This window comes from Halosimplex salinum (assembly GCF_003730195.1).
GTDB classification, from domain to species: domain Archaea; phylum Halobacteriota; class Halobacteria; order Halobacteriales; family Haloarculaceae; genus Halosimplex; species Halosimplex salinum.
This window is the reverse complement of the sequence record NZ_QWGG01000002.1, coordinates 371,641-391,951: the sequence shown is the minus strand read 5'-3', so window position 1 is coordinate 391,951 and position 20,311 is coordinate 371,641. Positions and strand designations below refer to the sequence as shown.

18 protein-coding genes are annotated in these 20,311 nt (G+C 67.6%); 12 read left to right on the top strand and 6 right to left on the bottom strand.

Features of this window, described 5'->3' with window-relative positions; all coding sequences use genetic code 11:
* Positions 1–126: 126 nt before the first annotated feature.
* The 3 genes from D1409_RS25375 to D1409_RS07185 all read left to right on the top strand — a co-directional run bounded on the left by D1409_RS25375 (position 127) and on the right by D1409_RS07185 (position 3,323).
* Positions 127–1,479 (top strand): helix-turn-helix transcriptional regulator, encoded by a 1,353-nt coding sequence (locus D1409_RS25375; protein WP_235853525.1) that lies wholly within the window; start codon positions 127–129, stop codon positions 1,477–1,479.
* 102 nt (positions 1,480–1,581) lie between these two features.
* On the top strand, positions 1,582–2,373 hold the full coding sequence (locus tag D1409_RS07190; protein ID WP_123535528.1) for an electron transfer flavoprotein subunit beta/FixA family protein: 792 nt from the start codon (positions 1,582–1,584) through the stop codon (positions 2,371–2,373).
* Entirely contained in the window at positions 2,370–3,323 is a 954-nt protein-coding gene (locus D1409_RS07185) for an electron transfer flavoprotein subunit alpha/FixB family protein (protein ID WP_123535526.1), read from the top strand. Before D1409_RS07190 ends, D1409_RS07185 begins: the two co-directional genes overlap by 4 nt.
* A gap of 382 nt (positions 3,324–3,705) precedes the next feature.
* Here D1409_RS07185 and D1409_RS07180 read toward each other — a convergent pair whose 3' ends face one another.
* Both D1409_RS07180 and D1409_RS25175 read right to left on the bottom strand, forming a co-directional pair.
* A complete protein-coding gene (locus tag D1409_RS07180; RefSeq protein ID WP_328587663.1) occupies positions 3,706–4,707 on the bottom strand; it encodes a serine hydrolase domain-containing protein in 1,002 nt (333 codons plus the stop codon).
* Positions 4,708–5,212: 505 nt separating this feature from the next.
* Positions 5,213–6,442, bottom strand: coding sequence for a hypothetical protein (locus tag D1409_RS25175; protein WP_206424997.1), 1,230 nt, complete (start codon positions 6,440–6,442; stop codon positions 5,213–5,215).
* Between the two features lie 272 nt (positions 6,443–6,714).
* Between D1409_RS25175 and D1409_RS07170 the strand changes: the two genes are divergently transcribed.
* Positions 6,715–7,374 carry an HAD family hydrolase gene (locus D1409_RS07170; RefSeq protein WP_123535523.1) on the top strand — a complete coding sequence of 220 codons (660 nt, stop codon included), beginning with the start codon at positions 6,715–6,717 and terminating at the stop codon, positions 7,372–7,374.
* A gap of 111 nt (positions 7,375–7,485) precedes the next feature.
* On the opposite strand, the gene D1409_RS07165 is transcribed toward D1409_RS07170, so the two are convergent.
* Entirely contained in the window at positions 7,486–7,752 is a 267-nt protein-coding gene (locus D1409_RS07165) for a DUF7571 family protein (protein ID WP_123535521.1), read from the bottom strand.
* A 136-nt stretch (positions 7,753–7,888) separates the two neighbouring features.
* Here D1409_RS07165 and D1409_RS07160 point away from each other — a divergent pair, with 136 nt between their 5' ends.
* Both D1409_RS07160 and D1409_RS07155 read left to right on the top strand, forming a co-directional pair.
* Positions 7,889–8,194 (top strand): hypothetical protein, encoded by a 306-nt coding sequence (locus D1409_RS07160; protein WP_164471600.1) that lies wholly within the window; start codon positions 7,889–7,891, stop codon positions 8,192–8,194.
* A 553-nt stretch (positions 8,195–8,747) separates the two neighbouring features.
* On the top strand, positions 8,748–9,590 hold the full coding sequence (locus D1409_RS07155; protein WP_123535517.1) for a polyprenyl synthetase family protein: 843 nt from the start codon (positions 8,748–8,750) through the stop codon (positions 9,588–9,590).
* 55 nt (positions 9,591–9,645) lie between these two features.
* On the opposite strand, the gene D1409_RS07150 is transcribed toward D1409_RS07155, so the two are convergent.
* A complete protein-coding gene (locus tag D1409_RS07150; protein WP_123535515.1) occupies positions 9,646–9,825 on the bottom strand; it encodes a hypothetical protein in 180 nt (59 codons plus the stop codon).
* A gap of 535 nt (positions 9,826–10,360) precedes the next feature.
* Between D1409_RS07150 and D1409_RS07145 the strand changes: the two genes are divergently transcribed.
* From D1409_RS07145 to D1409_RS07130, 4 genes are all read left to right on the top strand, one after another.
* Positions 10,361–11,989, top strand: coding sequence for a DUF255 domain-containing protein (locus tag D1409_RS07145; protein WP_123535513.1), 1,629 nt, complete (start codon positions 10,361–10,363; stop codon positions 11,987–11,989).
* Between the two features lie 91 nt (positions 11,990–12,080).
* A complete protein-coding gene (locus D1409_RS07140; RefSeq protein ID WP_123535511.1) occupies positions 12,081–12,884 on the top strand; it encodes a TrmB family transcriptional regulator in 804 nt (267 codons plus the stop codon).
* Positions 12,885–13,019: 135 nt separating this feature from the next.
* Positions 13,020–14,084 (top strand): metallophosphoesterase family protein, encoded by a 1,065-nt coding sequence (locus D1409_RS07135; protein ID WP_123535509.1) that lies wholly within the window; start codon positions 13,020–13,022, stop codon positions 14,082–14,084.
* A complete protein-coding gene (locus tag D1409_RS07130; protein WP_123535507.1) occupies positions 14,081–16,027 on the top strand; it encodes an ATP-binding protein in 1,947 nt (648 codons plus the stop codon). The genes D1409_RS07135 and D1409_RS07130 overlap by 4 nt, the downstream gene beginning before the upstream one ends.
* A gap of 72 nt (positions 16,028–16,099) precedes the next feature.
* Here D1409_RS07130 and D1409_RS07125 read toward each other — a convergent pair whose 3' ends face one another.
* The gene (locus tag D1409_RS07125) at positions 16,100–17,956 is read right to left on the bottom strand and encodes an ATP-binding protein (RefSeq protein WP_123535505.1); all 1,857 of its coding nucleotides are present in this window, start codon (positions 17,954–17,956) and stop codon (positions 16,100–16,102) included.
* A gap of 558 nt (positions 17,957–18,514) precedes the next feature.
* On the opposite strand from D1409_RS07125, the gene D1409_RS07120 reads away from it, so the two are divergent.
* Entirely contained in the window at positions 18,515–19,327 is an 813-nt protein-coding gene (locus D1409_RS07120; protein ID WP_123535503.1) for an endonuclease/exonuclease/phosphatase family protein, read from the top strand.
* Positions 19,328–19,452: 125 nt separating this feature from the next.
* Positions 19,453–19,812 carry a DUF7113 family protein gene (locus tag D1409_RS07115; protein ID WP_123535501.1) on the top strand — a complete coding sequence of 120 codons (360 nt, stop codon included), beginning with the start codon at positions 19,453–19,455 and terminating at the stop codon, positions 19,810–19,812.
* A gap of 27 nt (positions 19,813–19,839) precedes the next feature.
* Here the strand turns inward: D1409_RS07115 and D1409_RS07110 are convergent, their stop codons facing one another.
* Positions 19,840–20,223, bottom strand: a complete 384-nt coding sequence (locus D1409_RS07110; protein WP_123535499.1) for a DUF5789 family protein — start codon at positions 20,221–20,223, stop codon at positions 19,840–19,842.
* Between the last annotated feature and the right edge of the window lie 88 nt (positions 20,224–20,311).

The window sequence follows — 20,311 nt, the reverse complement described above, 5'->3', positions numbered from 1 at the left end:
CCCGATTACAAAAATCCACCTACTCTCGATACTATCGTAAAGGCCCGAGAGCCGTGTAGACGTTTCAAAAACAGCAGAGACGTTTTAATGGAAAGTGTTTTCCGCGAGGCCGGAAATGAGTCGTGTATGTCCCCGCGGTCGTTCGCAGCCCTCGTTACGCTGGTCCTCCTCTTGGCAGGGGCCGCGCCAGCGATGGCCCTCGGCGCGGCGCACGCGGATCCGGGCGCCCAGTCGGGAGCGGTCGCTGGTGCGATCGAACGCCCCCACAACAGTTCTCTCGACTCTGGGGACGTCGAGATGCGGGTCGACGTGGCCGCCGACGGTGACGCAGAGTGGCGAGTCATGACCGTCGTCTCCGTTACGGACGGAGACGAACGCGAGGCGTTCGCGGACCTCGTCGACGAGTTCAACGAGACGGAGTCGCCGTTCGCACTCGACACGTTCAGAGCCGGTGCGGAGAACGCGAGCGACGTGACCGGTCGGACGATGGAGATCGAGAACGTCCAGCGGCACCACGCGCTCCACAACGAGACCGGAGCGCTGTGGATCACGTTCACGTGGACGGACTTCGCGCGGACGAGCGGGAACAGACTCTACGTCGACGACGCGTTCAACACGAGCACGGGCGTCTGGTTGCCGAAGCTGACCGACCGGGAGACGCTCGTGATCGAACCGCCGAGCGGGTACGGCGTCAGTAGCGCGCCGACGGCCAGCACGTCGGCGGTGACCAACCTCGAGAACGGCGTGGCTCGCTGGGAGGGACCCCAGAACTTCGGCGACCGCGGCCCCTGGATCGTCTACTCGGGGGACGCCACACCGTTCACGACGCCGCCGACGACCACCGGACCCACGGCGGTGTCGCCGACGTCGACGCTCGACGGACCGACCGCGGGACCGGGGACCAGTCCAGGCGGGAACGGGAGCGAGTTCCTGGACGCGCTCCCGCTCGGGATCGTCGTGGTGGTCGCGGCTGCGAGCGCCGCCGTGCTCGCCGTCTACATGCGCCGCGACGAAGACGACGACGGCCTCGGCGGACTCGTCGGTAGCGGCGACGACGGGAGTTCCGGGACGGACGCCGGCGCCGAGTCCCCCGCCGAAACCGAGAGCGACGGTGCCGCCGGAACCGACTCCCCGGCCGATACAGACGTGTCGGCAGACGACGAGAGAGCGGGCGTCGCGGCGGGGGCGGCGGCCGGCGCCGGTGCCGACGTGACCGCCAGCGCGGGCGACGCGACCGACGACGGCGGAATCGACGAGGAACTCCTCAGCGACGAGGAGCGCGTCGAGCGACTCATCGAGCGAAACGGCGGACGGATGAAACAGGCCGCCATCGTCCAGGAGACCGGCTGGTCGAACGCGAAGGTCTCGCAGTTGCTCTCGGCGATGGACGACGACGACCGGATCGACAAGCTCCGGATCGGTCGCGAGAACCTCATCTCGTTCCCCGACGAGGACGTCACCGACATCGACTCGGAGTGACCGGCAGATTCTCCCGTGCGTGGCGATTTCGACGGCGAAAACGCCGAACAACGGTCCGGCCCTCGGAAACGTTTAACCGCCGACCGGGCCAACGTTCGGTGCATGAAAGTCCTCGTCACAGTCACCGACGTGGCAGTCGTCGACGACGAGTTCGAGATCGACGGACTCGACGTCGACGAACGCTATCTCACCTACGAACTCAACGAGTGGGACGACTACGCCGTCGAGGAGGCCGTCCAGATCGCCGAGGACGTGACGGACGTCGAGGTCGTGACCGTCACCGTCGGCCCGGAGCGCTCGGAGGAGGTGATCCGGAAGGCGCTGGCGAAGGGAGCCGACCGCGCGGTCCGCGTCTGGGACGACGCCATCGCCGAACGGGACCTGCTCGACGCCGAGACGAAAGCCGAGTTGCTCGCCGCGGTCGCCCGCGAGGAGGAGCCGGACCTGATCCTCTCGGGCGTCCAGAGCGGCGACGACAGCTTCGCCGCCACGGGCGTCACGCTCGCCGAGAAACTCGGCGACGAGTGGGCCGCCGTCGTCAATCAGCTCGACCTCGACCAGGACGAGGGGCTCGCCTCCGTCCACCGCGAGCTGGAGGGCGGCGTGGACGAGTTGACCGACGTGGAACTGCCGGCCGTCCTGACCATCCAGACGGGGATCAACGAGCCCCGGTACGCCAGCCTCCGGGGGATCCGACAGGCCCAGAACAAGCCCCTCGACGTGAAATCGCTCGAGGAGCTGGGCCTCGACGGCAGCGCGCTGGAGTCGCCCCTGCGGTGGACGGCGACCTACGAACCGGAGAGCGAGGGCGAGGCGACCGTGTTCGAGGGCGCCCCCGACGAGACAGCGGGTGAACTGGCCGGCGTCCTGCGGGACGAGGGGGTGGGCCAATGACGGTGCTGGCCGTCGCGGAGCACCGACGCGGGGAGTTGCGCGACGTGAGCCACGAACTCGTGAGCGCCGGCCGGGAACTGGCCGACGCGACCGGGTCCGAGTTGCACGTCGCGGTCGTGAGCGGCGACGTGGAATCGTTCGGCGACGAACTGACCCGCGAGGGCGTCGACGCCGTCCACACCGTCGACTACGGCGAGGAGTTCAACCACGACGTGTACGTCCAGGCCGTCGAGGCGCTGGCCGACGATCTCGACCCGCAGTACCTCCTCCTGCCTCACACGGTCAACGGGCTGGACTACGCGCCGGCCGTCGCCGAGCGCCTCGACTACCCGCTCGTGACGGACGCCGTCGGCCTCGAAGCAGACGGGTCCTTGACCGTCACCCGCGAGATGTACGGGTCGAAAGTCGAGACGACTATCGAGGTCGAGAGCGACCACGCGGCGCTGACGGTCAGGCCGGCGGAGTGGCCCGCCGCGCCCTCCGGCGGCGACGCGACCGTCGAACCGTTCGACGTGAGCATCGACGAGGGCGCGGTCCGCTCGACGGTCACGGGCTTCGAGGAGGCCGCCGGCGGCGACGTGGACATCTCCGAGGCGGACGTGCTCGTCTCCGTCGGCCGGGGTATCGAGGAGGAGGACAACCTCGACATCATCTGGGACCTCGCGGAGGCGCTGGACGCCACCGTCTCGGCCTCTCGCCCCGTGGTCGACAACGGCTGGCTCCCCAAGAACCGGCAGGTCGGCCAGAGCGGGAAGGTTGTGACCCCCGACGTGTACATCGCCGTCGGTATCTCCGGCGCGGTCCAGCACGTCGCCGGGATGAAGGGCGCCGACACCATCATCGCGATCAACAAAGACCCCAACGCGCCCATCTTCGACATCGCCGACTACGGTATCGTCGACGACCTGTTCGAAGTCGTTCCGGCGCTGACCGAGCAGTTCGGCGGATAACGTCCGGCGAGGCGCGAAGCGCCGAGCCGGTTCGCCGCACCGAGCGACCGACGGGAGCGAGGTGCGGTCTTCCTCGTGAGCGAGGCGAACGAGGGGTCGTCAGAGCTTTGCTCTGACGGTTTTTCACCCATGTTTTTCCACGAGTGGGGTGCGAACGCAGTGAGCGGCCCCGAGTGGAAAAGATGGTTATCAGGTTGTACCGGCGCTGACCGAGCAGTTCGGCGGGAAAGGAACAGGATCGCTGGTTTCGCGCTTCGCAGGTCGGACTGCCCGTTCGGTTCGGAGTGCGTATTGATTACTCACTGGGATGCCAGAGCTTGGCACCTAAATACCCTGACTGTACGCTCTAAAATTGGTTCTTCTATCGCTTGCGAAGCTATCGTCAGGTTCGTTCCACCTTCGAGATCGAACGGAGCGTTCGGAAGAGAAACATCATGCTCTTTCGCATATACGACCACTGGTTGAATGTTCCGACCAGATAGACATCGATCGAGGGATTGTACACCATGAACGCGCTACTCGCGCCGAGTCCACCCCACGAGTGGAATCGTTCGAGAAACGGGAAGGGGCGAATGCGGACGAAGCCGTAGCCGTAGTCGATTCCTTGCCACAGTTTGTTCCACTGCCGCATCTCCTGGAGCGTCTCCTCGGATACGAGTTTGCCCTCGACCAGGGCCCGATGGAACCGAAACAGTTCTTCTGCGGTGTTTACGGTCTGTCCACCGGCATAGAAGGCGCTCAACGAAGGCACTGTGTCCACGTCGAGCTTCGTCTCGCCGATGTAAAATGGAGCTGTGGGGAGTTCGCTGTCTACTGCGGGTTCTGAGAACGGGGGTAAGTACGAATGCTCCATCTCCAATGGGTCAAAGAGGAACTCCTTCAGGGCCTCGTGATACGGTTGGTCGGTCACGCTCTCGATAATCAGTCCGAGCAAATTGTACCCGAACTCCGAATAGTAACAGTCCTCGCCGGGCGGGAAGTGGGGCTCCAGATTTCGTTTCGCCCATTCGATAGTCGCTTCCGGTTCCCACGTCCGGTCCGGGTCCGCCAACATCTCGTCGAACAGTGTCTTCCCCTCGGGTGATGCTTCCAGTCGAGTGTTCAAAAACATCTTTCCGCCTTCGGGGAGGGAGTGCGGAAGTCCGGAGGTGTGACCGAGGAGATGACTGATTCGAATCTCGTCTGTGTAGTCTGTCCCGTCAATCGTGTGAAGGCCGTCGAGGATCGAGGTCGATAGATACTCTCCTATCGGGTCGTCGAAACTGAGCTGGCCGTCGTCCGAGAGCATGGCCACGATTGTCGACGTGAAGCTCTTGCCGATGCTGGCTGCGTAGAATGGTTGCTCTGGAGCGGCTTCGGTATCTCCCGTCCGTCCGGTGGCCATATTCCAATGCAGGTCCCGGCTATCGGAATGGACCAACAAGTACGCGGAGTGGAGGTCGGGACTGTCTCTGACGGCAGATCGTAATCTGGATTCGAGACGTGATTTAGCTTCTCGCTGTTCCATAACGCCCGAATATACGACGTTAGAGATAGTAAATCGTTGTAACGTTCCAGATATCACAGAACGTCTTCAACAGGGAATCGCCCCTCAACAGATGCTCGGGAACGACGAGACTGGAGTGATTGATTTGACGGTGGGACCGACGAGAACACGGTTGTCCCGAAACTCTGTGAGCGTCCTCGTACTGGTTCGATGGTTTATTCAGAATACATCTTCTGGACCGAACGACAGGTGAGTACTCTGTACTGAGCATCCGCCGAGCGAACCGTACGGCCTTTTTCACCACCGGGAGAGCAAAGCTCTCCCGAGCCTCGTCTCGCTTCGCTCGAGGAGACCGTGTTTTTGCCGGAGGGGTCGCGGAGCATCCCTCCGGGAAATAGATAATCTATAAGCGGAAGAACCGGTCGAAGAGGGAGAACGGGCCGTCTCTGACCTCGGCGAAGACGAACTCCTCGAAGGTCGACGTCTGGTCCGGGAGTTCGTTGATTCCGTACGTGAGCGTCCGGTCGCCCGTGTACGAGAGGTACAGCGTGTCGCCCTCGCTCACGGACTCGGAGATGGAGCCCCTCCCGTGGCCGCTTCGGCTGTCGAGGACCACGTCTAGCTGTTCGACGGGCGTGCCGTTCGTCACGTCGAGTCGCAGGGCCTGGTTGTCCTCGACGATCTGGGCCTCGAACTGGTACCCCTCGGCGACGGCGGTGTCGTACCAGTCAGGCTGGGACACGTCGGTGTCGCCGACGCCGGTGAACGACGCGGTCCGCGTAGCCGTGACCGTCTGGTCGCCGTCGGTGGCCGTGATATCGTACTCGTAGCGACTCAGGTAGCCCCCCTGCGTGAGGAAGATCCGCGCCTGAAACGCGTCGAGGCTGTCGCCGCCGACGAGTCGGAGAGCGGACTGGTCGTGGGCGGCCGTCGACGTCACGTACTCGGCGACGGGGCGGCCGTTCTGTTCCGTGATCTCCGTGACGCCGCCCCACTCTCCGGCCCGGAGGAGGAGTTCGAGTCGGTCGGCACCGAGCGCCTGGTCTGGTGACGGGCCGCTCGAATCGATCCGGTATCGCTGCTCGAAGCCGGCGTCGAGCTGGACGAACGCGTCCGACTCCGAGGTGGACGCCCACAGTCGCTCGGTCACGTCGCCCGTGTCCCGCTCCTGCAAGACACCCGCGGAGCCGACTCGCCGGGTCACGTCGACGGGGCTGGCAGGGCTGTTGGAGCGGTCCCGCTGCCCCTGTTCCGCGATAGTGACCGAGCCAGCGTCGGTGATCGTCCCCGTGTGCGCGGAGACGAGCGACGCCGAGAGACCGTCGGCCGACGCTCCGTCCGCGTACTCGAACTCATCGACGGTGGGGAGCGGTTCCTCGGTCGGCGTCGGTGTCGCGGTCGGTGTCTCCGTCGCCGTCGGGCTCGGGCTGGGCGTGGCCGTCGGCGTCTCCGTCGGCGTCGCCGTCGCGGTCGGAGTGGGCGCCGGAGAGTCCGTCGCTGCCGGCGTGTCGGTGTCGCCTCCGTCGCCGGAACACCCGGCGACTGCCGTCGCCGCGAGGACGCCGCCGCTCCGCAGGATCGCTCGCCGACTGAATGACTCGTCTTCCTCGCCGTCTGACTCGGTGTCGTGCATCAGGCGAAGTCTCTGGAGTGGCCGTAAAGAGGTTGCCAAATGGCTACATACACGTACCGAGTATTCTATATTGTATCGACATAAGCGAAAGATCTGATCGATGTAAAAGATAGACAGGTCCGAGCGGCGTCGCGACGCGGTCCGCTGGTCTCGCGGAGTGAAACGAGGTCGAGTCGCCGTCGCCGGTGGTGTACGCAGCGCGCCCGAGACGGGCGCCGGAAGCGGAGTCGCGCACACGCTATCTTTATCAGGCCGCGTTCATAAGTACACGTATGACTTACGATACCGTCGTCTTCGACAACGACGGTGTCCTCGTCGGCCGGACGCATTTCGACGTTCTCCGCGAGGCTACCGAAGCGACGTTTGCGCAGTTCGGCGTGACCGACCCCGACCCCGATCACGTGGAAGACATGACTATCGGTGCGACCCCCGAACAGGTCGAGACCGTCAGCGACGTGTACGACTTCGAACCGGAGCAGTTCTGGCGGGCACGCGACAGCACGGTCTCGGGCGCCCAGCAGGAGGAGGCGCGCGCGGGCCGGAAGACGCCCTACGGGGACGTCCACACGCTGGCCGACCTCGACGTGTCGACCGGGATCGTCAGCTCGAACCAGCAGGAGACGGTCGACTTCCTCCTCGACCACTTCGAGATCGACGGGCTGTTCGAGACCGCCTACGGGCGCGAGGCGACCATCGAGAGCCTCACGCTCCGCAAGCCCCACCCGCACTACATCGAACGCGCGCTGTCGGATCTCGACGCGGAGTCGGCGCTGTTCGTCGGCGACAACGAGTCCGACATCGAGGCGGCGGAGAACGCCGGCATCGACTCGGCGTTCATCCGTCGCCCCCACCGCAGCGACTGGGACCTCAACGTGTGGCCCACGTGGGACATCGACTCGCTCGACGACCTCCACGACATCTGCGCGACCTGAAGTCGGTTGCGCGGTCGGTGCAGGCCGCGGACGACGAGACATCGTCTCGTGACGAAAACGAGCGGCCGCAGGAGCGCGGCCGCGTCTACTGCAGGGAACCGACGGGGTCGATCAGGACGGGGTTTCGAGGTGCCAGCCGGGGTCGCGACCAGTGCGGTCGATGAGGTCGGAGCGGCAGGCCGGGCAGTAGTCGGGTTTCGCCGATTCGGTCCGGGGGACGTACACCGCACCGCCGCACTCCACGCACGCGCCGTCTACGACTGTCGTACAGTCGACGCAGACGTTGAAGTCGTCGACTGTGAGGTCGCGCAGGGGTTCGAGTTGTTTGTCCAGGGTGTACTCGTCGATGACCGCCTGACAGTTTTGGCACGATTGCATAGCGATACGGACAGACCCATGCGACACCGACACATAGTCCTACCGGCTAGCGCAACCAAGTGACCCCGGGAGGGCGACGGGACTCGGTCGGGACCGCCTACCCGCAAGTGCCTGGAAAGAACCGTGAGGTAGTCTCGTGCCGTATCTCGAGGGAATGGAACGGGGCGCCGAGTGGGAACGGCGGGCCGTCCGTGAGCGCTGGGCGGAGCTAGAGCGACAGCGCCGGGCGGCGAAGCTGTTGCAGATCGGTGCCGTCCTGGGTCTCTGCGGGCTGGTTCTCACGCTCGCGGCGTTGCCGACGAGCGCCTGCGTCCAGCAGGGACCGTGGCCCCACGGCTGTACGGCCGTCGTGCCGTTCCCCTCGCGCGCACTCTTTCTCGTGAGCGGTCCCGCCGCCGTCGCGGCCGGACTGTGGCTCTGCTGGCGTGCGTTTCGTGAGTGACGGCGGGACGAAGGGAATCGGGGGAGAGGAACCGTCGGTCAGTGATGGCTGGGGGCCGCTCCCGTCCCGTGGCGCGTGGACCGACGCTCCAGTGGAAACACGGCCTCTGTCGAAGCTGTCGAAGCCGAAGCGTAGCGCCCGCGCCACGGAACAGCGCCGCCGTGGGACGCCTGCAGCCACCGGACCTAAGCAAATTGGGTCAAAGTCTATACCACTCACTGGCAAACCAGCACGATGCCCGCACACACGGGCCATCGAAGCAATTCGCAGGGTTTCACTCCTGCACTCCCACCCCTCCACTGCTTTCTGCCACCAGCGCTCGCCGAGGAGCGTGAGCATCCGCGCGAGCGAGGCGAGGTCGACCGGAGGGAGACCTCGATGCGAATAGCGTGGGAGCGAAGCTCCCACGGACTGTGCGAGCGGGCCTCCGGCCCGCGAGCAGACGGGGAGCGCAGCGACCCGTGAGCGAGCGACGGCCCGAGGACACCCCTCCGGCAAAAACATGGGGTCAGGTTCGTCAGGTACAAGCGGGACTGTTCCTAACCGACGGGCGATGGAGTACCTGAAGAGTCGTCGGGGGCGAGTCGAGGACCGGCTCGAAGCGGTCCTCGACGGCATCGAACCCGACGAGCTCGGCGAGGAGGTACGACACGTCGTGCTCTCGGGTGGGAAGCGGGTCCGACCGACGGTGACGGTGCTGGTGTGTGAGGCGCTGGGCGGCGACGTGGACACGGCCGTCGAGTTCGCCGTGGGGATCGAACTCGTCCACAGCGCGTCGCTGGTCGTCGACGACATCATCGACCGGTCGGAGCTCCGCCGCGGGACGCCCAGCGCCTGGGCCGAGTACGGCCACGGTCCGGCGATCATCGCCAGCGACGGCCTGCTCGGCGAGGCGTTCGCCCTCTTCTCCGCCAACGAACGGGCGATGCAGGCCGTCTCCGAGTCGATGGTGGAACTCGGCGAGGGCGAGGCCACGGAGCTAGTCGCCCAGCCAGCGAGCGAGCAGGAGTACATGGAACTCGCGCGGCGGAAGACCGGGGCCCTGTTCCGCGCCGCCGCCGAACTCGGGGCCATCGCCGCCGAGGCCGACGCCTACACCGTCGAGAACTTCGGCAAGTACGCCGAGCGCGTCGGCGTCGCCTTCCAGATGCGCGACGACGTCCTCGACGCCACCGCCGATTCGGAGGAGCTGGGCAAACCCACCGGCCACGACGCCGCGATGGAGCGTCCCTCGCTCGTTCAGGTCGGCGACCTGACGCCCGAGGAGGCCAACGAGCGCGCCCACGAGCAGTCACAGGTCGCCCTCGACGCGCTCGCGGCCGTCGACGCCGACGACTCGAAAGCGATGGAGTATCTCAGGGATCTGGCGGAGTTCGTCGTCGTCCGCGAGCGATAGGGTTCCCGTTGCGATCGAACGCGACTGCTTCGATCAACTGAGCAGAGAGCGACCGCTACTCCTCGTCCGCAGTCTCGACGATCGCGTCTTCGCCACAGTCGGGACAGTAGTCGTGTTCGGTCGAGAACCGCGCGTCGCACTCCGCACACCGGTAGTCGTGGGCTTCCTCGGCCGACTCCTTGGCCGTCTGCTTGAACTGTTCGACCTCCCGGCCGAGCCTGTTGAAGAGTCCCATCTGTTTGCTACAGGGACGGGACAGAGCGTCATAAGCGTTGGCTGAGTGGCTGTGATTTTATCAGATCGGATTCGAGGGAGGCTGGCTACGGGCGGCATCGAGACTGGGACACAGGTCTCGACCCGCTCGGTATGAGTTGGACCGCCCTCTGTGACCGTCAGCAAGCGGTGAAAGCCCTCGACCCGCTCGCGGGGTCTGTGCGGGATATCCTCGCGGCGCTCCGCTCCCTCGGATACTGCCCGACCAGCGACTCCGTTCGTTACACTCACCGCGACCGGGTCTCGCCCTTTCAGTCCGCCAGGAGAACAGCACCAGACAGTACAGCACGGCACTGCAACCGGCCTCACACCTCCCCACCCGACTGCGTTACTCGGACTCGCTCACTCCGTTCGCTCGCCCTGCGTTACTCATCCCTCGCACGGCTCCCTCTCGCGGCCTCACTATCGTTCGGCACGCTCGACAGCGCGCGCCACTACTGACCGGTCCGCTAAGTGCGATCAGTTAGCCCTTATCGGGCTGGAGCCGAAGCGATGGTATGGACGATTCAGCGGTCGACACGAAAGTCGAGTGGCGCGAGTGGGGCCCGGAGGCGTTCGGCCGCGCCGCGGGGTCGGGCAAGCCGGTCCTGCTCTCGCTGTGGGCGCCGTGGAGCGAGGACTGCCGGGAGATGGACCGCACGACCTACTCCGAGCCGCGCATCGCCGCGAACGTCAACGACGGGTTCGTCCCCGTCCGGGTGAACGTCGACCGCCACCCGCGCGTCCGCGACCGCTACAACATGGGCGGGTTCCCCTCGACGGTGTTCACGACGCCGGAGGGCACCGTTCTGACGGGAGCGACGTTCCTCGGCGTCGACGGCTTCCGCGAGATCCTCGACGCGGTGCGTCGCACGTGGGACGCCAAGGGGACCGAGGCGGGGTCGGTCCCGCGTCAGTTGAGCGACTCCGAACCGCCGGGCGGGGAGCTGTCGGCCCGCGCCGAGGAGCACATGGTCGAGCAACTGCTGGCCGCGTACGACGACGAGTTCGGCGGCTGGGGCACGGACGTGAAGTTCCCGCTCCCGCGCACCATCGAGTTCGCGCTGGTCCGGGCGCGCGACCAGGCGACGCGGACGCTCGACGCGGTCCAGAACCGGCTGCTCGACACCTACGACGGCGGCTTCTACCGCTTCTCCCACAACCGCAACTGGGGGTCGCCCCAGCGGGAGAAACTCGTCGACGAGAACGCGGCGCTGGTCCGAGCGTTCGCCCACGGCTACCGCTACACGGGCGAGGAGAGCTACCGCGAGACCGCCGAGCGCACCGTCGAGTACCTGACGACGGACCTGTGGACCGGCGACGCCTTCGCGGCGAGCCAGGGCGGCGACGACTCGTACTACCGGCTGGAGGCGACCGAGCGCGAGGACGCCGACCCGCCGAGCGTCGACGAGACGGTGTTCGCGGGCCACAACGGCGTCGCAGTGGACGGACTGCTGACCTACGCGGCGTACACCGACGACGAGCGCGCCCAGCGATACGCCGAGCGCGCCCGCGACCACGTCGTCTCCGAACTCGTCGGCGAAGACGGCGGCGTCGTCCACTTCGGCGACCCCGAGACGGGAGCGGTGGGCGAGACCGGCCTGCTCACGGCGCAGGCGCGGACGCTCGCCGGACTGGCGACCAGCGCATCGGTGCTGGGCGAACCCGGACCCGCCGAGGCGGTGGCCGACTACACGCTCGAACGACTGCAGGCCGAGTCCGGCGCGTTCCGCGACGGACCGACCGAGGGAGAGGGCCTGCTCGACCGCCCACTCCATCCCCTCGACACGAACGTCGACGCCGCCGACGCGCTCCTCGACTGGTGGCTGCTCACCGACGACGAGCGGTACCGCGAGGCCGCACGCGAGGCGCTGTCGGCATTCGCCGGCGCGACCGACCGGATGGGCGTCGAAGTCGCCACGTACGCCTCGGCGGTGGCGCGACTGCGCGATCCGCAGGTCGTCGCCGTCGGGACTGAGGCGGGGACGGACCTCCACCGCGCGGCGCTCCGACTCGTCGACCACGAGACCGTCGTCTCGCCCGACGACGACCGCGCCGACGACGGCGAAGCGGTCGTCGTCTCCGACGGCGACGTGACGGGACGCGCCGACAGCCCCGCGGAACTCGAAGCCGTCCTGACAGGATAGCGCCTCTGCGTAGCCGAACCGGCCGAACGGCCGTGCGAGCTGACATAAATTTGCCCGTTGTTTTTTGTTGTTCCAGCCTGACCGTGGTGTAATGGCGACGCTCAGAGACATGGGCCTCTCGGAGTACGAGGCGCGGGCGTACCGCGCGCTCCTGGAAGCGGGGCCGACGACGGCGAAAGACCTCTCGCGTGCGAGCGACGTGCCGATGGGGCGGATCTACGACGTGCTCAACAGTCTGGAGACCCAGCGACTGGCGCGCAGTCAGTCGGCGAGTCGGCCGAAGAAGTACGTCGCCGTCGAGTCCGACACGGCGCTGGACCGACTGCTCGACAACAAGAAACGCGAACTCGAACAGCAGGCCGAGCAGTACGAGGACATCGTCGACGAACTGGTCGACGAACTCGACGAGGCCGAACCCGTCGACGAGCCGTTCTGGACGGCCAGCGTCGGCCAGCAGGAGGCGCTGGATCTGCTGGTCGAGCGGCTCACGACGGCCGACGAGCGCATCGTCATCGTCGCGTCGGAGGCGGTCCAGCAGTTCGACATCGACGACGTGGCCGCTCGCATGACCGCCGCGCTCGAGGACGCGCTGGAGCGGGGCGTGTCGGTGTCGGTCCTGCTGACGCCGGAACTGGTCGACACGCTGCCGGAGCACGTCGGTCGACGCTACCGCGAGGCGCTCCAGACCCACGAGCGATTCGAGACGCGGACGAGCGAGAACGTCACCGGCACGTTCGAGATCGTCGACGACGCCGAGGTGTGTATCGAAGTCCCCCACCCGCTGAGCGACGGGGAGACGCTCGCCGTCATCGACCTCAAGGACCCCCAGTTCGCCGCCGATATCGCGGCCGAGTTCGCCCCGCGCTGGGAGGAAGCCGAGGAGTTGCGACTGTGAGGAGGTCGCCGCACGTTGCGGCGCCCGAGACGGGAGCGTCGAGCGGTCGCGGCGGTAAAGCCGATCGACTGCGCCGATTCTGTCGATAGCGTAACCAATCCTTAAGTCGCTCGCCGCCACCAGACCGGGGTACGGATGAGGGTACTCCACACTGCGGATCTCCACCTCGGACGCGGCGGCGAGCGGTCGGTCGCCGCGCTCGACGCTCTCCTGGACGCCGCCGCGCGCGAGGAGGTCGACGCCCTGACGGTCGGCGGCGACTGCTTCGACTCGGCCGCCGACGCCGACGAACTCCGCCCGGTCCTCCGCGAACGGTTCACCGACAACCCCTTCGACGTGGTCGTCGTCCCCGGGAACCACGACGCCGACGCCTTCCGCGGCAACGTCGAGTTCGGCCCCGACTTCCGGACGCTCTCGACCGAACCCTTCGAGGTCGCCACCGTGGGCGACGGCGAGGTGATCGGCGTCCCCTACCGGGAGCGACTGGGCGACGACCTCTTCTACTCGCTCCGGGAGCGCGCGGACGAGGACAGCGTCCTCTGTCTGCACTGCACGCTCGACGCCGGGTTCGGCGCCGGCGCGACCGGCGGGGAGGCGTCGCCGAGTTACTTCCCCGTCCAGACGGAGACGCTCGGCGAACTGGGCTACGAGTTCGTCCTCGCCGGCCACGTCCACGCCGAACTCTATCAGCGGAAACTCCCCAACGGCGGCCTGTTCATCTACCCGGGCTCGCCCGTCTCTCACTCCTGGGCCGAGACCGGTCGGCGCCACGCAGTCGTCGTCGACACGGACGACGCGAACGTCCAGCCCGTCGCGCTCGACACCTACTACCGCGACCGCTTCTCCGTGACCGTGACCCCCGGCGACGACTACGGGGCCATCGACCGCGTCGAGGGGTGGGTCGACGGACAGGACGCCGCCCGGAGCGACCTCGAAGTCCGGGTCGACGGCTTCACCGAACTCGACGAGGAGACCTTCGACGAGCGCCTGCACGCGGCCGCGGGCCCGGCGACCGTGGTCAACGAGACCCGCGGCGTCGCGGCCGTCCTCGACCACCCCATCTACGCCGACTTCGTCGACCGACTCGACGACCTCGACGTCGACGAGTTCGATCACGTGGCGGACCGCGAACAGGTCGAGCGGCGACTGGTCGAGTCGCTCGCCGAACTGCTCGCCTCGGGGGAGGTGACCCACGCGTGAAACTCCGCGAGGTGCACGTCGACCGCTACGGACCGCTCCGCGAGACGCTCCAGTTCGACGACGCCCACGTCGTCTACGGCCCCAACGAGTCGGGGAAGACGCTGCTCGTCGAATCGCTCCTCCAGTCCCTGACGGGCGACCGCCGCGTCGCCGCGACGCGCGTCGACGAGCGACCGGAAGGGTACGTCGTCCTCGACGGCGACGACGGCGAGCGAAAGCTCGAGAACGGCGACACGCTCCTGGACTGCTACGCCGAGCGCTACAACTTCGAACTGACGCCCGCGGAGTTCCGCAACGTCTTCGTCGTCCGCGATGCCGACCTGAGCGTCCTCGACGAACAGGCGTTCTACCGCAGCGTCACCGACCGCGTCGTCGGCATCTGGACCGGCGACATCGAGACCACCCGCGACCGCGTCCTCGAACGCGGGCGCCTCACGCCCGAGCGCTGGGACCTCTCCTCGCAGTACGACGACGCGCGAGAGCAACGGGACCTGGCCGCAGACCTCCTGTCCGACGTGGAGGCGTACCTGGAGCGCGCCGAGTCGGAGGGGCTCGACGCCATCGAACGGGACTGTTACGAGGCCGCCCGCGAACGCGAGCGTGCGGAAGCCGCGGTCGAAGCGCTCGAAGCCGCGAAGACTCGCGAGGAGTACGAGGAGCTCGTGAAGACGAAGGGGACGCTGGAACAGAGCCTCGACCAGCGCGCGGAGCTCCCGAGCGACCGCGAGCTCTCGGAGCTCGAGTCCCGACTCGACGAACTGGCGACCGGGAGCGAGGACGAACTGAAGCGGCGCAAGGGCTGGTACACCCGCGCGACGCTGGCGTCGCTGGCCGCGGGCGTCGTCGCCGCCGCGGTCCCGCTCGCGCTCGGGTTCGAGGAGCCCCCGCTCGTCGCCGCCGGCCCCGCCGCGTTCGGGGTCGTGACGCTCGTCGCGCTCGCGCTCTATCGGTCGGCCAGCAACGCGCTCGTCGGACTCGACGCCGAGCGCGAGGCCATCGCCGAGCGCGCCTCGGAGATCGGTATCGACGCCGCCGACCCGCCGGCCGTCCGGGGCGCTATCGCGGACCTGCGGCAGGAACACGAGAACCACACCGAGGTGATCCAGAGCAACACGGGCGTCCTTCGCACGTGGCTCGACATCGACGCGCAGGACCCTCACGACGTCGTCGACGCCGCCGCGGACGCGCTGGAAGCCCGCCGACCCGACGTCGACTTCGACGCCGACCGCGAGTTCACCGAGGAGGAACTGGCCGACGCGCGCGAGCGCGCCGAGGCGGCCGCCGCGCGCTACGAGGAACGCGAGGACGCGCTTCGGGACCACCGCCGTCAGCTCGACCGGTTCGGCGAGCGCGCGGCCCAGATCCGCTTCGAGGCGTTCTGCGGCGAACCGCTGGACCTGACCGTCGCGAACCTCGGCGCGCTCGAAGACCTCGCCGACCAGCTAGAGGCGTTCGTCGGCGCTATCGAGACGGACGCGGACGTGTCGCGAGCCGCCGCCACGATCCTGGAGGAGATGGCCGCCTCCGAGAACCAGAAGATGACCACGCTGTTCGCCGACGGCGAGGCCGCCGAGGTGTTCCGGCGCGTCACCGACGAGCGCTACGTCGACGTGGGGCTGACCGACGACTCGCGACTCGCGGTCGAACTCGCCAACGGCGAGCGCCTCTCCCCGCTCGAACTGAGCCGCGGGACGCGCGACCAGCTGTACCTCTCGGTCCGCGTCGCGCTCGGCCGCCGCCTCATGGAGGGTCGTGACGGCTTCTTCCTGATGGACGACGCCTTCCTCTCCGCGGACCCCGAGCGACTGGAGCGGCAGGCCGACGTGCTCGGGGACCTGGTCGAATCCGGCTGGCAGGTGGTGTATCTCACCTGCAAGCCCGAGGCCCGTGACGCGCTCGCCGAGGCGACCGACGCGGGCGTGAGCGAGCTGTCGTCGCTGTGAGCGGTCGATACGGGGAACAACTGTCGGTGAACGGGCGAGTCTTCCGGCCCGCGTCGCGGGCGGGCAGTCGGCCTACTCGTGGTTCGTCAGGCACTTCGAGAGCCCGACGAGTTCGACGGGCTCTGAGTTGTCCGGCGAGTAGACGACCTTCTGGCCCTTCTCCATGTAAGGGACCTTCTGTTCGAGGCTGGCGGGGATATTCACCGCGGAGATGGCGTCGTCGTCGCCGAGGTTCAGCACGACCGTCGAGTTGATCTGTTTGAACACCGGGTCGGCGATGTCCTGCGGGTCCTGCGTGATGAGGAACAGACCCAGCCGTTCTTTCCGGCCCTGTTTCGCGGCCTCGGTGAACTTGCCGATGATCTGCTCGCCCTGAACGCTGTCCACTTCGGAGAGGAAGTTGTGGGCCTCGTCGAGCCCCAGTACGAGCGGCGTGTGCTTGATGCGCTCGTAGTCGGGGTCGTTCGAGAGCTTCTGGTCAACGATCAGCGCCGCGAGCGCGAGGACGACCGTCACGGTGGTCCGCGAGTTGTTGATGTGGTAGGTCGGGACGACCGAAATCCCGCCCGCGCGGACGAACTCGTGGACCCGTTCGGTGATGGGGCGAGCGTCCTGGTCGAAGATGCCGTCGAAGCCCAGCGCGCGGCGCTTGACCGCGTTGAACGTCGCCTCGTGGACGCGACCGGTCTCGTCGAGTTCCTCCCGGAGCGCCGGGTCGTCGAGGAACGTTTTAAACTGCTGATAGGTGCCGTCGCCGTAGTCGCGGGCGAAGCGGTTCAGCAGGAGGCGGAGGGCGTTGTACTGGTTCCCGTTGAGGCTGGAACCCGCGATGAGCCACGGGTTGTCCTGCACCATCGAGAAGGGGATGGTGAACTCCACCTGCTCGGCGCGGTGGTCGCTGGTGGCGTAGGTTGCCCCGTCGACTTTGGGGACGAAGGCGATAGTGTCGTCGACGCCGCCGTGGGCGATGCCCTCGCGTTCGAGGCGGCGCTCGAACTCGGCGTCGAGGTCGGGGTTGTCGTCGTGCATCTGGGCGTACTCGTCCTGCGGGTCGAACATCACGAGGCCCGGGGAGACGTCGCGGTCGCCGTCCTCGACGGGATACGTTCGATCCTCGGCGAGGTACTGCCGGAGGACGTTCTTGGCGCTGTGGGTCTTCCCCGACCCCGTCCCGCCGGCGACGAGCGTGTGCCGGAACACGAGCGGGTCGCCGTCGCCGTAGTCGTCCTTCAGTCGGTAGTCGATCGTCGGCGGGTCCGCGGCGGTCCTGACCTTCTCGCCGCCGACGGAGAGGTGGCCGAGGAACACGCCGTCCTCAGGGATCTTGAGGCCGGTCTTGATCTCCTTCGTGTCGGTGGCCTCGCGGACGACGGTCTCGGGTTTGGGGACGCGGTCGGTCATCCGCCGCTTCAGTTCCCCGCCCTCCGAGTAGAGGACCGCGACGGGGTCGAGCGTGGCGACGAACTTGAAGTCCTGTTCGTCGATGTCGCTCCGGCGCATCGCGCGGCGGGCGTGGATCTCGGTCGCGTCGTCAGCGCGGAACTCCTGTGCGTACTCCAGCGCCGTGATCCGACAGAACAGGCGCTCCGTGTCCTGGTAGGGGACGAGCAGGTACTTCCCGATCCGCACGTCCGAGCGGTTCTCGACGGTGACGTACGCGCGCAGTTCCGTCTCCTCGCCGTCCTCGCTGATGCGCAGGCCCTCCGTGGCCGAGATGACGCCGACGCCGTGGTCCTCGCCCGCGGGCGTCACGTCCATCGACTCGAAGTCGTCGTCGGTGTCAGCGGTCGGTTCGGTCGAGTCGGCGTCGACCGCGCTCCCGTCGGTGTCGGTCGCTATGGCCGCCGTCGCCGTCTCGTCGGCGGCCGCACCTCCGTCGTCGCCGTCGTCGTCGCCGTCGAAATCAGTGAAATCCCCGAGGTCGGACATACCCGCCACGTCGTACTGCGACGTGAAACGCTTTCCGCCCCCATCTTTTTCGCTGGTGGGTCGCGCCATGCGCGACCCACCATCTGCTCACGGGCGGAGAAGCCGCCCGTTCGCATGGTCCGAGGGACCTTCGGTCCCTCGCTAGCCAAAAACATGGTCTTGCCGAGCGAAGTGAGGCAAGGCTCGGAAGTCGCAGTCCGCGCAGTGAGCGAAGCGAACGAGCAGAACCGTCTTCCGGTGGTGAAAAAGGCCGGAGCCTCACTTCGCTCGGCTTCGGTGTCCGCGGGAGTGAGCGCCGCGAACGACCGCGGGCTCTTCAGAGCTTGCTCTGACGGTGAATCGCGCTCACTGCGTTCGCGCGAATGCATAGCTATTCGTTAGGCCCTGCACTGAGCATCCGGCGCCGAAGGCGCCGGTTCACCGGACGCGAGCGAACGCAGTGAGCGAGTCGTCCGGCCTTTTTCACCCATGTTTTTGCCGGAGGGGTCGCCGCAGGCGACCCCTCCGGGAAAAAGATGGGTGGGTAGGCTCAAGGACCCCCACGCCCGACAGTCGGGTATGGACCGTGACGCCGTCCGCGTGCTCACGTACAACGTTCGCCGCGACGTGGCGAGCGACGGGGAGTTCGACTGGGCGGCCAGGCGCGACGCCGTCGCGAGCACGCTCCGCTTTCACCGCCCGGACGTGATCGGGCTGCAGGAACCGCTCTCGCACCAGTACGCCGACGTTCGCGAGGCGCTTCCGGAGTACGAGTGGGTCGGGCAGTCGCGCGAGACGGCCGACGACGAGGGGGAGTTCTGCCCCGTCGGCTATCGCCGCGACCGCTTCGAGCGCGCCGACGCGGGGACGTTCTGGCTCTCGCCGACACCCGACGACCCGGGGAGCGTCGGCTGGGACGCGACCTACCCCCGGATCGCGACCTGGGTCCGCCTGACCGACCGCCGGACCGGCGACTCCCTGCTGTTCTGTGGTACGCACCTCGACCACGAGGGCGAGCGCGCCCGCCGCGAAGGGGCGCGGGTGCTCCGGGACCGCGTCGCCGCGCTCCGGGACGCGGACGACGGCGGACGGACGCCGGCCGTCGTCGCTGGCGACTTCAACTGCGTCGCCGGCGACGACCCGCACGCCGTCCTCGCAGGGACCGGAGACCGAGAGAGCCCGTTGGTCGACGCCCGCGACGCGAGCGCGTACCCGCCCCACGGCCCGTCGACCACCAGGACAGACTTCGAGTCGCTCCGGCCGGGTCGCCAGATCGACCACGTCTTCGTCGCCGACTGCGAGGTCGACGGGTACGGCGTCGCCGCCGACGTGGTCGGCGACGGCTGGTTCCCGTCCGACCACCTGCCCGTCGTCGCGGATCTGGTACTCTGACCGGGAACGGTCGCCGATGGCTGGGGCGGAGGCGGGAGCGGGGGAGGGGGAAGGGCGAGAGCGGGGCGGGGCAGGTGGGTGCGGGGCCGGCGTCCTTTTGGCCGTCGGCGCCGTAGTTTCGAGAGATGTTACTGGTACGCGGCCACGCGGGCGGGACGGCGCTGACGGGGACGCTGTACGAGCGCGGCGAGCGGCCGCCCACCTTCGAGGGCGCGCCCGACGAGGGCGCCCCGTACGTCTGGGTCTGCGACGAGTTCTACGAGGTCGAATCGGGCGGGCAGATCCAGCAGATCGACGGCACGGAGCGCCGGGTGGCCTTCGAGGCGCCGATCACCCGCGGGTTCGAGACCCGCGAGGCGGCGCTCGCCGCCGCGAGAGAACACGTCCGCACGCAGTTCGCTCGGCTGGGACTGGCCGGCGACGACGTGGAGATCGAGGTCGTCGAGGACCCGGACAGGGACGATCCGGGGTTCGACGGCGCCTGAGACCGACGGACCACGCCGGCCGGCCGCTCACTGCTGGGTGGCGTCGGGGTCGGTCGCATCCCCCCGCTCCAGGTCGGCGGCAGTCTGTTCGCCGACCCGCTTCGCCGCCTCGGTCGTGACCGGGGTGGAACCACCGCGGTCGGAGTAGTTCGTCCGCCCCCCGGTGCCCCGGGGCATCTGCCCGAGGAGCGTCTGTCGGAGCTCCCCCTCGGACTCGAACGTCGCGTCGCCCATGTAGGAGAACAGTTCCCCGACGGAGATGGGGTCGGCGTTGGTCCGCGGGAGCTCGCGGTCGCCGTGGTCGGCGACGAACTCGTCGGTCGACACCGGGTACGACAGTTCTTCGAGCACGGGGTTCATCTCGGTGAAGTCGACGCCTTCGAATCGGTCGTGACCGCCGTCGTCTGTCATACGGTCCGCAGACGTGCGAGCAATAAACCCTCTCTGCGTGAAGGGGCAAGCACCCTCTGTAGAGCGGTTCTGCGGGCCGATATTCGCC

What these genes read in the sequence shown, in the direction of transcription:
- D1409_RS07150 (WP_123535515.1), bottom strand. Translation starts at nt 9,825, where the DNA reads ATGGGACTCTTCAACAGGCTCGGCCGGGAGGTCGAACAGTTCAAGCAG.
- D1409_RS07120 (WP_123535503.1), top strand. Translation starts at nt 18,515, where the DNA reads ATGGACCGTGACGCCGTCCGCGTGCTCACGTACAACGTTCGCCGCGAC.
- D1409_RS07145 (WP_123535513.1), top strand. Translation starts at nt 10,361, where the DNA reads ATGGACGATTCAGCGGTCGACACGAAAGTCGAGTGGCGCGAGTGGGGC.
- D1409_RS07110 (WP_123535499.1), bottom strand. Translation starts at nt 20,223, where the DNA reads ATGACAGACGACGGCGGTCACGACCGATTCGAAGGCGTCGACTTCACC.
- D1409_RS07170 (WP_123535523.1), top strand. Translation starts at nt 6,715, where the DNA reads ATGACTTACGATACCGTCGTCTTCGACAACGACGGTGTCCTCGTCGGC.
- D1409_RS07190 (WP_123535528.1), top strand. Translation starts at nt 1,582, where the DNA reads ATGAAAGTCCTCGTCACAGTCACCGACGTGGCAGTCGTCGACGACGAG.
- D1409_RS07115 (WP_123535501.1), top strand. Translation starts at nt 19,453, where the DNA reads ATGTTACTGGTACGCGGCCACGCGGGCGGGACGGCGCTGACGGGGACG.
- D1409_RS07135 (WP_123535509.1), top strand. Translation starts at nt 13,020, where the DNA reads ATGAGGGTACTCCACACTGCGGATCTCCACCTCGGACGCGGCGGCGAG.
- D1409_RS07140 (WP_123535511.1), top strand. Translation starts at nt 12,081, where the DNA reads ATGGCGACGCTCAGAGACATGGGCCTCTCGGAGTACGAGGCGCGGGCG.
- D1409_RS25375 (WP_235853525.1), top strand. Translation starts at nt 127, where the DNA reads ATGTCCCCGCGGTCGTTCGCAGCCCTCGTTACGCTGGTCCTCCTCTTG.
- D1409_RS07165 (WP_123535521.1), bottom strand. Translation starts at nt 7,752, where the DNA reads ATGCAATCGTGCCAAAACTGTCAGGCGGTCATCGACGAGTACACCCTG.
- D1409_RS07185 (WP_123535526.1), top strand. Translation starts at nt 2,370, where the DNA reads ATGACGGTGCTGGCCGTCGCGGAGCACCGACGCGGGGAGTTGCGCGAC.
- D1409_RS25175 (WP_206424997.1), bottom strand. Translation starts at nt 6,442, where the DNA reads ATGCACGACACCGAGTCAGACGGCGAGGAAGACGAGTCATTCAGTCGG.
- D1409_RS07125 (WP_123535505.1), bottom strand. Translation starts at nt 17,956, where the DNA reads ATGTCCGACCTCGGGGATTTCACTGATTTCGACGGCGACGACGACGGC.
- D1409_RS07155 (WP_123535517.1), top strand. Translation starts at nt 8,748, where the DNA reads ATGGAGTACCTGAAGAGTCGTCGGGGGCGAGTCGAGGACCGGCTCGAA.
- D1409_RS07180 (WP_328587663.1), bottom strand. Translation starts at nt 4,707, where the DNA reads ATGGCCACCGGACGGACGGGAGATACCGAAGCCGCTCCAGAGCAACCA.